Source organism: Massilia agrisoli, assembly GCF_020831365.1.
GTDB lineage: Bacteria > Pseudomonadota > Gammaproteobacteria > Burkholderiales > Burkholderiaceae_D > Telluria_A > Telluria_A agrisoli.
The window spans coordinates 162,920-177,569 of record NZ_JAJHPV010000020.1; the positions used below are offsets into that span (position 1 = coordinate 162,920).

Consider the following 14,650-nt stretch of genomic DNA (forward strand, 5'->3'; position numbering starts at 1 on the left):
TGATGCCGCGCTAGCATTGATCGCTTGAATTCCGTCGTTTGTGTCGTTCCTGTCGAGGTGAACACCATGCGCAATTCGTCGATCCGCCCCGCTGCGTCAGCCATCCTGCTGGCGTCTGCCCTCAACCTCGCAGCCGCCGCACCGCCGACTTCGGCCACGCTTGACAGGGGCCGGTACCTGATGAACGGCGTCGTCGCCTGCGCCAATTGCCACATGGCGCGCGGCCCGCGTGGCGAATACCTGCCCGACAAAGGCCTGTCCGGCGGGCTGCTTTTCCAGGACAAGATGTTCACGGCCTACGCGCCCAATGTCACGCAGGACCGCGAGACCGGCGTCGGAAAATGGACTGACGCCCAGTTGGCCAGGGCGATCCGCGAAGGCGTCCGTCCCGACGGCAGCCTGATCGGCCCGCCCATGCCGGTCGAGTTTTACCGCCACATGTCAGACGAGGATGTCAATGCGATTGTCGCCGTACTTCGCACAGAACGCGCCGTCAGCAATGCGGTCCCGAAAAGCACCTATAACTTCCCGCTGCCTCCCAGTTGGGGGCCCCCGGTCACGAGCGTAAAGGCGCCGTCGCGTGCCGACAAGGTCAAATACGGCGAGTACCTTGCCACCATCGGCCACTGCATGGAATGCCATACCCAGCGCGACCCGAAGGGGATGCTGGTGACGGCCAGCCTCGGTTCGGGCGGCCGTGTGTTCCCCGGCCCCTGGGGCGAGAGCATCTCACGGAACCTGACGCCGCATGAAAGCGGTTTGAAAAGCTGGACCGACGCCCAGATCTCGAACGCCGTCCGCGGCGGGGTCGACCGCTACGGGACGCCCTACAAGCCGCCGATGGCGTACCAGCACTACAAGAACATCGACGACTCCGATATGGCGGCGCTGACCGCCTATCTCCGTTCGCTGCCGCCGCGCCCATTCGGAGAATAGATGGATAAGCCCGCGCCATCCCCTGAACTCAGATCGCGGCCAGGGCGGTGCGCAAATCGTCGCGCTGGTCATCCAGGTGCTCTACGCCCACCGACAGGCGGATAAAGCTGTCGCTGATGCCAAGCAGCGCCCGCTGCGCCGCTGGAATCGTCGCATGCGTCATCAAGGCCGGATGTTCGATCAGGCTCTCGACGCCCCCAAGGCTTTCGGCCAGCGTGAACACCTCGCACCGCTCCAGGAAGCGGCGCGCCCCGGCCAGGTCGGCATCGAGCTCAATCGAGATGATCCCGCCATAGCCATTCATCTGGCGCCGGGCCAGCGCATGCTGCGGATGCGACTCCAGCCCCGGGTAGTACACCTTGCGCACCTTCGGCTCGCGATCGAGCCACTGCGCCAGCGCCAGCGCGTTGCTGCAGTGGCGCTCCAGCCGCAGCGCCAGCGTCTTAATCCCGCGCAGGACCAGGAAGCTGTCGAACGGCCCCTGTATCGCCCCCACCGAGTTCTGCAAGAATCCCAGCTGCTCGGCCAGCTCGCGCTGATGCAGCTCCGCGCCGACGACTGCGATGCCGCCGATGATGTCCGAGTGTCCGTTCATGTATTTGGTCGTCGAGTGCACCACGATGTCGAAGCCGAATTCAAGTGGCCGCTGCACGATAGGGCTGGCAAAGGTGTTGTCGCACACCGAGATGATGCCGCGATCGCGGCAGATCCTCGCGATCGCTTCCAGGTCCGCCAGCTTGAGCATCGGGTTGGTCGGCGTCTCGACCCACACCATCCGGGTCTCCGGCTTGATGGCAGCCAGCAGCGACTCGGTCGAGGTGAGGTCGACATAGCTGAAGTCATGCCCCGCGCTGCGCCTGCGCACGCGCTCGAACAGCCGGTAGGTGCCACCGTACATGTCGTCGCCCGCGATGATATGCGAGCCGCTGTCGGCCAGCTCCAGCACCGTCGAAATCGCAGCCAGGCCCGATGCGAAGGCAAACGCCTGCGATCCGCTTTCAAGGTCGGCCACGCAGCGCTCCAGTGCCCAGCGGGTCGGATTGTGCGAACGGCCGTAGTCGAGGCCCTTGTGCACGCCGGGGCTTTGCTGCACAAAGGTGGAGGTGGCATAAATCGGCGGCATCACCGCACCGGTGCTCGGGTCGGGAGACTGCCCGCCGTGGATGACCCGCGTGGCGATGTGCTTCTTGGTCGATTCGTTCACGATAGCGTCCTGCGAAGGTGGTTAAGGAGGTCGAAGCGTGTGATCAGGCCGAAGAAGTGGCCGTCGTCGGTGATGACGGCAGTCAGGCCAAGGTCGATGATCTCGCGAAGCTGCTGCATGCTGGCGTTGGGGCGAAGCGTACGTAATTGCGCCGTCATGGTGCTGCTGACAAGGCTGGAGAATTTGCCGCCTGCCGTCGTCACGTGCAGCAGCAGGTCGGACTCGTCGATCAGTCCCACCAGCTTGCCGTTGTCAATCACGGGCAGCTGCGCCAGGTCGGCGCTGCGCATGCGGTTGAATGCGGTGAGCAGGTTGTCCGACGGCGCCACCGTCACCACTTCGCCTTCGTCGTAGCGGCGGCCGATCAGGTCGCGCAGGTCGCCCAGGAGAGGGCGCTTGAGCAGGCCCTGGTCGACCAGCCAGCCATCGCTGTACACCTTGGTGAGGTAGCGGGTGCCAGTGTCGCAGACAAAAGTGGCGACGCGCTTGGGCGTCGTTTGCGCGCGGCAGTAGCGCAGCGCCGCGGCGAGCAGCGTGCCGGTGGACGACCCGGCCAGGATGCCTTCCTCGCGCAGCAGCAGGCGCGCGCTGTGGAAGCTCTCTTCGTCGCTGATGGTATAGGCGCGGGCCACGCGCGACAGGTCGGCGATGCCGGGAATGAAGTCCTCGCCAATGCCTTCCACCGCCCATGATCCCGATACTTCCGACAGCTTGCCCGTCTCGACGTACTCCGCGAGGATCGATCCCTTCGGGTCTGCCAGCACGAACTCCAGCTCGGGGTGCACTGCGCTGAAGTAGCGCGACAGGCCGGTGAGGGTGCCGCCGGAACCGACGCCGACCACAATCGCGTCCAGCCTTTCGCCGCTTTGCCGCCACATCTCAGGCCCGGTGGTCGATTCGTGCGCATACGGGTTGGCCTGGTTGTTGAACTGGTCGGCAAACCAGGCGCCGGGAATTTCACGCGCCAGCCGGGCCGCGTAGTCCTGGTAGTACTCGGGATGGCCCTTGCCGACGTCGGAGCGCGTCGGGTGGATTTCGGCGCCCAGCGCCTTCAGGTGCAGCACCTTTTCGATGGCCATCTTGTCGGGCACCACCAGCACAACGCGGTAGCCCTTGATGCGCGCGACCAGCGCGAGGCCGATGCCGGTGTTCCCCGCCGTCGCCTCGACCACCGTGCCGCCCGCCTGGAGCGCGCCGTCGGCCTCCGCCTTTTCAATCATCGCGCGCCCGATGCGGTCCTTGATCGAGCCGCCGGGGTTTTGGCATTCAAGTTTGAGGAAGAGCCGGCAGGGGCCAGTGTCGATGCGGCTTACTTCAACCAGGGGCGTGTTACCGATCAAGGAAAACAGCGCCGGTTGCGGTGTCTGTGCCATCGTGTTTCTCCAAGGCCAAAAGTTGGGCCAAGGAATGTCCCCGGCCGAATATCTGGACGATTTTGCGCCGATTCAGCGCAAGCTGCATTGACGTGCGGGGAAACGAAACACGGTGGATGTGCTAGTTATGCTTTTCGCAATTTCCGCCACAAGGTGGTGCGGCTGATGCCGAGGTATTGCGCGGCTTCGTCGCGCCGGCCGCCGAAGCGCGCCAGCACCTCCTCGACCGTTTCGCCGGCAGGTGCCGCGGTTGCCACCTCAAGCGCGAGCGGCTCTTTGGGCTGGCGCGCCAGTTCAGGCGCGACCGAGAGCATGAAGGCCGGCGTCAGTGCCTGCAGCGGCTCGGCGGCGAGGAACAGGGCGAGCCGTTCGGCCAGGTTGCGCAGCTCGCGCACGTTGCCCGGCCAGTCATAGCGCTCAAGCAGCGGTGTGCACGCGGCGATCTCGGCGTGCAGGTTCGGGTGCGGCCGCGCGCCCAGTGCAGCCAGCGCGTTCTTCAGCGACCACTCGGCCAGCACGCCGATGTCCGCCGGGCGCTCGCGCAGCGGGGGCAGCGCCATGCGCAGCACCGCCAGCCGGTAGAACAGGTCGGCGCGGAAGCGGCCTTCGCGCACCCGCGCTTCCAGGTCGCAGTGGGTTGCGCTGATCACGCGCACGTTGACCGCAACCGGACGGGTGCCGCCGACGCGCACGACTTCGCGTTCTTCCAGTACGCGCAGCAGCCGCGTTTGCAGCGCCAGCGGCATTTCGCCAATTTCATCGAGGAAGAGGGTGCCCCTGTGCGCGGCCTCGAACAAGCCGGCGTGGCCGCCGCGCCTCGCGCCGGTGAAGGCGCCTTCCTCGTGGCCGAACAGTTCGGATTCCAGCAGCGACTCGGCAATCGCGCCGCAGTTGACGGCGACGAAAGGCCGGTTGGCGCCAAGGCTGCGCGGGCCTTCACGGTGAATCGCCTGCGCCACCAGCTCTTTGCCGGTGCCGGTCTCGCCCTGGATCAGCACAGTGGCGGGCGAACGCGCGTACAGCACGACCGACTGGCGCAGCTTTTCCATGGCGGCCGATTCGCCGCGCAGGTCGTTCAGTCCGTGCTTGGCGCGCAGCGTGTCGGCCACCACGGTGCGCGGACCGCGGTTCGATTCAAGGTGGGTCAGGCGCGCCATCTCCAGCGCGTCGTCGAACGCCTGGCGGATCGACGCGGCCGAGTAGACGAACACCCCGGTCAGCCCGGCTTCCTCGGCCAGATCGGTGATCAGGCCTGCGCCGACGATGGCTTTGATGCCCGCCGCTTTCAGGTCGTTGATCTGGGCGCGCGCATCTTCTTCGGTGACATAGGTGCGCTGCGCGATCGGCACGCCGAAGGTGGCGCCGAATTCGGCCAGCTCGGGCAGCTGCTCCTGGTAAGTGATCACGCCGATGCGGTCGGATACGCGGCGCGCGCGGGCCAGCGCCTGCATTACATCGAAACCGCTGGCCTTGGCGATCACCACCGGCACCGACACGCGGCCTTTCAGGTAGGCCGCGTTGGAGCCGGCCGCAATCACCACGTCGCACCGGTCGGTCGCCATGCGCTCGCGGATGTGGCGTGCGGCGTCGTCGAAGCCGAGGTTGATCGGCTCGATCGATGCGAGATGGTCGTATTCCAGCGTGATGTCGCGGAACAGGTCGGACAGGCGCGACACGGATACCGTCCAGATAACAGGCTTGTCGTTGCTCTCGGCGGGAACGCGGGGTTGATAGCTCATGTTCCAATTTTAACTCAAACGTTTCGCTGTGTTTCATATGAAACGAATTTGGAACATAAATGAAATGTTGTCATGCAAATAATGTTTGCACTTTTTGCTTCTAATGCATTGAATATTCGAGGTTTTTCCAAATATTGCAAAGGAATGAAGGCGCCGCCTGGCGTTGGCACGCCCCTTGCAATAGAAGGGCATCACCGTCACCGATGCAACATGAAAGGGGAGTACACATGAAGGAATCACCAGGCGCGTTGTTCCGCCGCGCAGTGCAGGAAGAATCGCCGTTGCAAGTTGTCGGCGCCATCAACGCCAACCATGCCCTGCTGGCCAAGCGCGCGGGCTTCCGCGCCATCTACCTGTCCGGCGGCGGCGTCGCTGCCGGTTCGCTCGGCCTGCCTGACCTTGGCATCTCGAACCTCGACGACGTGCTGACCGACGTGCGCCGCATCACCGATGTCTGCGACCTGCCGCTGCTGGTCGACGTCGACACCGGTTTCGGCGCATCGGCCTTCAACGTCGCGCGCACCGTCAAGTCGATGATCAAGTTCGGCGCCGCCGCCATGCACATCGAAGACCAGGTCGGCGCCAAGCGCTGCGGCCACCGTCCGGGCAAGGAGATCGTCACCAAGCAGGAGATGGTCGACCGTATCAAGGCCGCAGTCGATGCGCGCACCGACGACAGCTTCGTCATCATGGCGCGCACCGACGCGCTGGCGGTCGAAGGCCTGGAAGCCGCAATCGAGCGTACCATCGCGTGCGTCGAAGCAGGCGCCGACATGGTGTTCCCTGAAGCGATCACTGACCTGGCGATGTACTCGCAGTTTGCGAAAGCGGTCAAGGTGCCGGTCCTCGCCAACATCACCGAATTCGGTTCGACCCCGCTGTTCACCACTGAAGAACTCAAGGGCGCCGACGTCGGCCTGGTGCTGTATCCGCTGTCCGCTTTCCGTGCGATGAACAAGGCTGCCGAAAACGTCTATGGCGCGATCCGCCGCGACGGTACGCAAAAGAACGTGGTCGACACCATGCAGACCCGCATGGAGCTGTACGAACGCATCAACTATCACGACTTCGAGCAAAAGCTCGATGCGCTGTTCGCAGCGCAGAAAAAATAATCCGCCGACGTTTACTGGAGACCCAAACATGAGTGAGCAACAAGCAGCACCAGGCTTCAAGCCAAAGAAATCGGTAGCACTGTCCGGCGTCGCAGCCGGTAACACGGCCCTGTGCTCGGTCGGCAAAACCGGCAATGACCTGCACTATCGCGGCTACGACATCCTCGACATCGCGGACACGTCGGAATTCGAAGAAATCGCCTACCTGCTGGTACACGGCAAGCTGCCCAATTCGGCCGAACTGGCGGGCTACAAGGCCAAGCTGAAATCGCTGCGCGGTTTGCCGCAGGCAGTCAAGGCCGCGCTGGAAGCGCTGCCGGCATCGAGCCACCCGATGGACGTGATGCGCACCGGCGTATCGACCCTGGGCTGCGTGCTGCCTGAGAAGGACGACCACAACGCGCCGGGCGCGCGCGACATCGCCGACCGCCTGATGGCGTCGTTCGGCTCGATGCTGCTGTACTGGTACCACTTCAGCCACAACGGCAAGCGCATCGACGTCGAGACCGACGACGATTCCATCGGCGGCCACTTCCTGCACATGCTGCATGGCGTGAAGCCGCCGAAGAGCTGGGAAAAAGCGATGCACACCTCGCTGATCCTGTACGCCGAACACGAGTTCAACGCATCGACCTTTACCTCGCGCGTTATCGCAGGCACGGGTTCGGACATCCACTCGGCCATCACCGGCGCGATCGGCGCGTTGCGCGGACCGAAGCACGGCGGCGCCAACGAAGTCGCGCTGGACATCCAGAAGCGCTACGAGAACCCGGACGAAGCGGAAGCGGACATCCGCAACCGCGTCGCCAACAAGGAAGTCGTGATCGGCTTTGGCCACCCTGTGTACACGGTCTCCGACCCTCGCAACAAGGTGATCAAGGAAGTGGCGCGCTCGCTGTCGCGCGATGCGGGCTCGATGAAGATGTTCGACATCGCCGAGCGACTTGAGACCGTGATGTGGGAAGTGAAGAAGATGTTCCCGAACCTGGACTGGTTCTCGGCCGTGTCGTACCACATGATGGGCGTGCCGACCGCGATGTTCACGCCGCTGTTCGTCATCTCGCGCACGTCCGGCTGGGCCGCGCACATCATTGAGCAGCGCATCGACAACAAGATCATCCGCCCGAGCGCAAACTACGTCGGCCCGGAAGACCTGCAATTCGTGCCGCTGTCGGCCCGTAAGTAATAGCCACCGTCGTTTGAACCGTCATTCCCGCGCAGGCGGGAACCCATATCGCCGCAGATTTTCCGGCTCAGCATGGGTTCCCGCTTTCGCGGGAACGACGATAAGGAATCAACTATGAATACCGCTCACCGCAAACCCCTGCCGGGCACCAAGCTCGATTACTTCGACACGCGCGCAGCGGTTGAAGCCATCCAGCCCGGCGCCTACGACAAGCTGCCGTACACCTCGCGCGTGCTCGCCGAGAACCTCGTGCGCCGCTGCGACCCCTTGATGCTGACCGCATCGCTCAAGCAGATCATCGAGCGCAAGCGCGACCTCGACTTCCCATGGTTCCCTGCGCGCGTCGTCTGCCACGACATCCTCGGCCAGACCGCGCTGGTCGACCTGGCCGGCCTGCGCGACGCCATCGCCCTCGAAGGCGGCGACCCTGCGATGGTCAACCCGGTCGTGCCGACCCAGCTGGTGGTGGACCACTCGCTGGCAGTCGAGTGCGGAGGCTTCGACCCGGACGCGTTCGACAAGAACCGCGCCATCGAAGACCGCCGCAACGAAGACCGCTTCGACTTCATCAACTGGACCAAGAAGGCGTTCAAGAACGTCGACGTGATCCCGCCCGGTAATGGCATCCTCCACCAGATCAATCTCGAGCGCATGTCGCCGGTAATCCAGGTGAAGGGCAACGTCGCCTACCCGGATACGCTGGTCGGCACCGACTCGCACACCCCGATGGTCGATGCGCTGGGCGTGATCGCCATCGGCGTCGGCGGCCTCGAAGCCGAAAGCGTCATGCTTGGCCGCGCGTCGTACATGCGCCTGCCGGACATTATCGGCGTTGAGCTGACCGGCAAGCCGCAGCCTGGCATTACCGCCACCGACATCGTGCTGGCGCTGACCGAATTCCTGCGCGCGTCCAAAGTCGTCTCGTCCTACCTGGAGTTCTTCGGCGAAGGCGCGTCCACCCTGACCTTGGGCGACCGCGCCACCATCTCGAACATGGCGCCGGAATTCGGCTCGACCGCGGCGATGTTCTACATCGACGAACAGACCATCAAGTACCTGAAGCTGACCGGCCGCGACGACGAACTGGTCAAGCTGGTCGAGATCTATGCGAAGGAAACCGGCTTGTGGGCGGACAGCCTGAAGAACGCCGAGTACGAGCGCGTACTGAGCTTCGACCTGTCGACCGTGGTGCGCAACATCGCCGGCCCGTCCAACCCGCACAAGCGCGTGCCGACGTCGGAGCTGGCAGCGCGCGGCATCAGCGGCACGGTTGAAAACGAGCCTGGCCTGATGCCGGACGGCGCGGTCATCATCGCCGCGATCACCAGCTGCACCAACACCAACAACCCGCGCAACATGATCGCCGCCGGCCTCATCGCGCGCAACGCCAACAGGCTTGGCCTCGCGCGCAAGCCGTGGGTCAAGAGCTCGCTGGCGCCAGGCTCGAAGACTGTCGCGCTGTACCTGGAAGAAGCAGGGCTGATGCCGGAACTGGAAAGCCTCGGCTTCGGCGTCGTGGCGTTTGCCTGCACCACCTGCAACGGCATGAGCGGCGCGCTGGATCCGGTCATCCAGCAAGAGATCATCGACCGCGACCTGTACGCCACGGCTGTCCTGTCGGGTAACCGCAACTTCGACGGCCGCATCCACCCGTATGCCAAGCAGGCATTCCTGGCGTCGCCGCCGCTGGTGGTCGCATATGCGATTGCCGGTACGATCCGCTTCGATATCGAGAAGGATATCCTCGGCCTTGATGCGAACGGCAATCCGATCCGCCTGGCCGACATCTGGCCATCGGACGAAGAGATCGACGCGATCGTCGCATCGAGCGTCAAGCCGGACCAGTTCCGCAAGGTGTACACGCCGATGTTCGCGGTCCAGGCGGACAACGGCGAGAAGGTCAGCCCGCTGTACGACTGGCGCGCGCAAAGCACCTACATCCGCCGCCCGCCGTACTGGGAAGGCGCGCTGGCTGGCGAGCGTTCGCTCAAGGGCATGCGTCCGCTCGCGGTCCTCGGCGATAACATCACCACCGACCACCTTTCGCCGTCGAATGCGATCATGTTGAACAGCGCGGCCGGCGAGTACCTCGCCAAAATGGGCCTGCCGGAAGAGGACTTCAATTCATATGCGACGCACCGCGGCGACCACCTGACGGCGCAGCGCGCAACCTTTGCCAATCCGACCCTGATTAACGAGATGGCGGTTGTGGACGGCAAGGTGAAAGCTGGTTCGCTGGCGCGCGTTGAGCCGGAAGGCAAGGTCACGCGCATGTGGGAAGCGATTGAAACCTACATGGAGCGCAAGCAGCCTTTGATCATCGTCGCTGGCGCCGACTACGGGCAGGGCTCGTCGCGCGACTGGGCGGCCAAGGGCGTACGCCTGGCTGGCGTCGAGGCGATTGTCGCTGAAGGGTTTGAGCGTATCCACCGCACCAACCTGGTGGGGATGGGCGTGCTGCCGCTGGAGTTCAAGGCTGGTGTCAATCGTTTGACGCTGGGGCTCGATGGCACCGAGACGTATGACGTGGTCGGTGACCGTACGCCGCGCGCGACGCTGACCCTGGTCGTCAACCGCAAGAATGGCGAACGCCTGGAAGTGCCGGTGACCTGCAGGCTCGATACCGCCGAAGAGGTGTCGATCTACGAAGCCGGTGGGGTGCTGCAGCGCTTCGCGCAGGACTTCCTCGCGTCTTCGGTGAAGGCTGCGTAACGCAAGCAAAAACGGCGGATGCGGGCCTTGCCCTTATCCGCCCTACGTGAAAGGTTTGCGTAGGGCGGATAAGGGCGAAGCCCGCATCCGCCGAACCCAGGAACCAAAATGACCCACGCACCACAAATCAAAATCCCCGCCACCTACATGCGTGGCGGTACCAGCAAGGGCGTATTCTTCCGCCTGCAAGACCTGCCGCAGATCGCCCAGCTGCCCGGCCCTGCGCGCGACGCGCTGCTGCTGCGCGTGATCGGCAGCCCCGACCCTTACGGCAAGCAGATCGACGGCATGGGCGGCGCAACGTCAAGCACCAGCAAGGCAGTGATCCTGTCGCGCAGCAGCAAGGAAGGCCACGACGTCGATTACCTGTTCGGCCAGGTCGCCATCGACAAGGCCTTCGTTGACTGGAGCGGCAACTGCGGCAACCTGTCTGCTGCCGTCGGTTCGTTCGCCATCAGCGGCGGCATGGTCGACCCGGCGCGCATCCCGGAGAACGGCATCGCCACCGTGCGCATTTGGCAGGCCAACATTGGCAAGACCATCATCGCCCACGTCCCGATCACCAACGGCGAAGTGCAGGAGACCGGTGAATTCGCCCTCGACGGCGTTACCTTCCCGGCAGCCGAAGTGCAGCTTGAATTCATGGACCCCGCGGCCGAAGAAGATGGCGAGGGCGGTTCCATGTTCCCGACCGGGAACCTGGTCGACGACCTCGAGGTGCCCGAGGTGGGCACCTTCAAGGCCACGATGATCAATGCCGGCATTCCGACCATCTTCCTGAATGCGGCGGACATCGGCTACACCGGCACCGAACTGCAGGATGCGATCAACAGCGACCCCGTAGCCCTTGCGAGGTTCGAGACGATCCGCGCGCACGGCGCGGTGCGCATGGGCCTCATCAAGCATGTGGCCGAAGCGGCCAAGCTGCAGCACACGCCGAAGGTCGCCTTCGTCGCACCGCCTGCCGCCTATGTGTCGTCGAGCGGTAAGGAGGTGTCGGCAATCGATGTCGACTTGCTGGTGCGCGCCATGTCGATGGGGAAGCTGCACCACGCGATGATGGGCACCGCAGCCGTTGCCATCGGTACCGCAGCGGCCATACCGGGTACCCTGGTGAACCTCGCCGCAGGCGGCGGCTCGCCAAGCGCGGTGCGCTTCGGCCATCCATCCGGCACCCTGCGCGTCGGTGCCCAGGCCACGTTCAGCAATGGCGAGTGGTCAGTTAGTAAAGCCATCATGAGCCGCAGCGCGCGGGTGCTGATGGAGGGCTGGGTGCGCGTACCGGGGGACGCTTTCTAAGCCCGGATGAGGGCCCGCAGCCTGGTCATTTTGGCCGGCTGCGCGGCTCTTTAGTGTTCAACCCTGACGTAATTCTTCCAATTTAGCGATTTTGCCGCCAAATGTGGTTTATGATCCCGACTGAAGCTGCCCGGTATAGAGGCAGTACTTATTACAGTGTGGGACATGGATCGAGTACTGGCAAATCCTGACTTTGTCGCGGAATCTCTACAGCTATTTGGACTGCCCGCTTGCGCCTGCAACGCGGCAGGCCAGGTGTTTGCGCTCAACGCCGAACTGGCAAGGCTGATCGGGCGCGACGCGCATGGCCTTGAGCTTCCCGAGCTGTTCACGGCGCGCACCGCGCCCGCAGCGGCTGCGCGCCTGCATAGCGCCACCGCAGTTGAGCAGGAGTGGGCCAGTGGGCTGGTGGCGTCCAACGGCAGCGAGATCGCCGTCCAGGTCCACGCCAAGCCCCTTTCCGCAAAGGCCAACGCGCCCGGCGCCATCTTCGTATTCACCGATCTTCGTCCGTTTGAGCGCGACCAGTCGGCCCTGCGCCAATCGCTGCTTGAGCAAAAGGCGATCCTCGATAACGCGTCTGTCGGCATCTTGTTCAGCAAGGCAGGCATCATGTCGTCATGTAATCCCCGTTTTGCCGAGATGTTCGGCTATACGCAGGAGGATATGATTGGGCGGCGCGCGATCGAGGTATTCCCGTCGCCCGACGTGTACGTCAAATTCGGCAAGGACGCGGGCCCTTTGCTAAGCCAGGGCCTGCCGTTTGAAGCACAGGAGGCGCAGTTCAAGCGCCGCGACGGCAGCCTGTTCTGGTGCCGCGTGCGCGCCAAGGCGGTGGATATCGACCGCAACGAAGAGGGCACGATCTGGATCCTTGAGGATGTCACCGATACCCGCCTGGCGATGACCGAAGGCCAGGCGATCATGACCAATGCCTCCTTCACGATCCTGTTCACTCGCAACCGCGTCGTCACGCGCTACAACCGCAGCTTCGGCGAGATGTTCGGCTACGAGGGCGACGAGGCGCTCGGCATTCCTGGCCGCGCGCTGTATCCGAGCGACGAAGTCTACGACCAGCTGGGCAGGGAAGCCACGCCGCTGCTGTCAGTCGGCCGCCCGTTCCAGACCGAAGTGGAGATGGTGCGCAAGGACGGCACCGAGATGTGGGTCCAGGTAATCGCATTCGTTGTCAACCCTGAAGACCCATCGCGCGGCACCATCTGGATCATCGAGGACAGAACCAGGCAAAAGCGCGCCGAGGAATCCCTGCGCAACGCGCTGCTGGAAAACCAGGCGATCCTCGATAGCGCGGTGCTGGGCATCGCCGTCGTCGAAAACGGTTACAACCTGCGTTGCAATACCAAGATGGAAGAGCTGTTCGGCTACGGTCCTGGCGAAATTGAAGGACTGTCCGTGCAGTCGCTTTACCCCGACAAGGCGGGCTGGGATGCGGCCCGCACCGAGACCTCGCGCAACTTCCATTCCGGCCGCATCAGCATGGGCGAATACCAGCTGGTGCGCAAGGACGGCAGCACTTTCTGGGCGCGTTTGTCGGGCCGCCCGTTCGACCTGTCGAAGGCCACCGGCCGCTCGGTATGGGTAGTCGACGACGTGACGGCGCGCCGCGAAGCGGCCGAGGCGATCCGCCGCGCGCGCGACGAACTGGAAGTGCGCGTGCTTGAACGCACGGCCGAACTGGCCGGCGCCAACACCTTGCTGCAGGCGGAGATTGTCGAGCGGCGGCAAGCGGAGGCGCGCGTCCACCACATGGCTTACCACGACAGCCTCACCGGGCTGCCCAACCGCGCGCTGCTCGCCGACCGCCTCGACCGCGCGATGCTGACGGCGCAGCGGACCGACCGCAAGCTGGCGGTGATGTTCCTAGACCTCGACCGCTTCAAGACCATCAACGACTCGCTCGGCCACCTGACGGGCGACTACCTGCTGAAGGAAGTCGCCAACCGGCTTTGCCGCGCCGTGCGCGCCAGCGATACCGTGGCGCGCCTTGGCGGCGATGAATTCGTGGTGCTGGTGCCCGGCATCCGCGAAGCGTCGGAGTGCAACCACGTGGCCGAAAAGATCATCGACGCGCTGGCCTCGCCAATTCCATTCGAAGGCCGGATGCTGCACATCACCCCGTCGATCGGCATCTGCATGTATCCGAGCGACGGCGGCGACGTCGAAACGCTGATGCGCCATGCCGACGCGGCCATGTACCACGCCAAGGCCAGCGGGCGTAACAACTACCAGTTCTTCACGCAGACGATGAACCAGGCCGCGTCGCAGCACTTCGAGCTCGAAAGCAGCTTGCGCGGCGCGATGGCGCGCAAGGAGTTCGAGCTGTTCTACCAGCCGATCATCGACACCGGCACGCGCCGCATCCACACGCTGGAAGTGCTGTTGCGCTGGCGCCGTGGCGGTACAGAGCTGGTGCAGCCGGACCAGTTCATTCCGATCATGGAAGAAAACGGGCTGATCGTACCGGTTGGTGAATGGGTGATGCGGCGCGCCTGCGAGCAAAGTGTCGAGTGGCTGCGCCAGGGCTTCGATCCGGTGCCGCTGGCGGTCAACCTGTCGCCGCGCCAGTTCATGAACCGCGGGCTGATCCAGTCGATCCGCAGCATCCTGGACGAGACGGGCATCGATCCTGCGCTGATCGAGTTCGAGATTACCGAGACCGCGCTGATGCAGCACGGCGAGCAGACGCTGGAAATTCTCGGGCAGATCAACCGCATGGGCATCCGTTTGTCGATCGACGATTTCGGAACGGGCTATTCAAGCCTGGCTTACCTGAAGCGCTTCCCGGTCAAGAAGGTGAAGATCGACCGCGCGTTCATCAAGGACCTCGAAAACAGTGCCGAAGACCGCGCCATCGTGGGGGCGATTATCGCGCTGTCGAACAGCCTGCAGCTGTCGGTGGTGGCGGAGGGCGTCGAGAGTGAAGGGCAGTACAAGCTGCTGCGCGAGAATGGGTGCCAGTATGCGCAGGGGTTCCTGTTCTCGCAGCCGGTCGAAGCGCATGAGGTGATGGCGCTGGTGAGGTAACCGGCGGATGCGCGCTTCGCGCTTATCCGCCCTACATGTAGTAC

The 14,650-nt window shown here is 64.1% G+C and carries 9 protein-coding genes; 6 read left to right on the plus strand and 3 right to left on the minus strand.

Annotated elements, in window-relative coordinates; genetic code table 11:
• Window positions 1-66: 66 nt before the first annotated feature.
• Window positions 67-936 (plus strand): c-type cytochrome, encoded by an 870-nt coding sequence (locus LMJ30_RS17325; protein ID WP_229433678.1) that lies wholly within the window; start codon window positions 67-69, stop codon window positions 934-936.
• Between the two features lie 28 nt (window positions 937-964).
• On the opposite strand, the gene LMJ30_RS17330 is transcribed toward LMJ30_RS17325, so the two are convergent.
• From LMJ30_RS17330 to prpR, 3 genes are all read right to left on the minus strand, one after another.
• Complete coding sequence (locus LMJ30_RS17330) at window positions 965-2,140, minus strand: trans-sulfuration enzyme family protein (RefSeq protein ID WP_229433679.1); 1,176 nt, start codon at window positions 2,138-2,140, stop codon at window positions 965-967.
• Entirely contained in the window at window positions 2,137-3,513 is a 1,377-nt protein-coding gene (locus LMJ30_RS17335; RefSeq protein WP_229433680.1) for a pyridoxal-phosphate dependent enzyme, read from the minus strand. Before LMJ30_RS17335 ends, LMJ30_RS17330 begins: the two co-directional genes overlap by 4 nt.
• 125 nt (window positions 3,514-3,638) lie before the next feature.
• Window positions 3,639-5,252 (minus strand): propionate catabolism operon regulatory protein PrpR, encoded by a 1,614-nt coding sequence (gene prpR / locus LMJ30_RS17340; RefSeq protein WP_229433681.1) that lies wholly within the window; start codon window positions 5,250-5,252, stop codon window positions 3,639-3,641.
• Between the two features lie 227 nt (window positions 5,253-5,479).
• Between prpR and prpB the strand changes: the two genes are divergently transcribed.
• The 5 genes from prpB (at window position 5,480) to LMJ30_RS17365 (ending at window position 14,606) form a co-directional block, all read left to right on the plus strand.
• Complete coding sequence (gene prpB / locus LMJ30_RS17345; RefSeq protein ID WP_229433682.1) at window positions 5,480-6,364, plus strand: methylisocitrate lyase; 885 nt, start codon at window positions 5,480-5,482, stop codon at window positions 6,362-6,364.
• Between the two features lie 28 nt (window positions 6,365-6,392).
• The gene (prpC, locus tag LMJ30_RS17350; RefSeq protein WP_229433683.1) at window positions 6,393-7,550 is read left to right on the plus strand and encodes a bifunctional 2-methylcitrate synthase/citrate synthase; all 1,158 of its coding nucleotides are present in this window, start codon (window positions 6,393-6,395) and stop codon (window positions 7,548-7,550) included.
• A 114-nt stretch (window positions 7,551-7,664) separates the two neighbouring features.
• The gene (gene acnD, locus LMJ30_RS17355) at window positions 7,665-10,262 is read left to right on the plus strand and encodes a Fe/S-dependent 2-methylisocitrate dehydratase AcnD (protein WP_229433684.1); all 2,598 of its coding nucleotides are present in this window, start codon (window positions 7,665-7,667) and stop codon (window positions 10,260-10,262) included.
• Between the two features lie 108 nt (window positions 10,263-10,370).
• Window positions 10,371-11,561 carry a 2-methylaconitate cis-trans isomerase PrpF gene (gene prpF, locus LMJ30_RS17360; protein ID WP_229433685.1) on the plus strand — a complete coding sequence of 397 codons (1,191 nt, stop codon included), beginning with the start codon at window positions 10,371-10,373 and terminating at the stop codon, window positions 11,559-11,561.
• 165 nt (window positions 11,562-11,726) lie between these two features.
• The gene (locus LMJ30_RS17365; RefSeq protein WP_229433686.1) at window positions 11,727-14,606 is read left to right on the plus strand and encodes a sensor domain-containing protein; all 2,880 of its coding nucleotides are present in this window, start codon (window positions 11,727-11,729) and stop codon (window positions 14,604-14,606) included.
• Window positions 14,607-14,650: the final 44 nt, after the last annotated feature.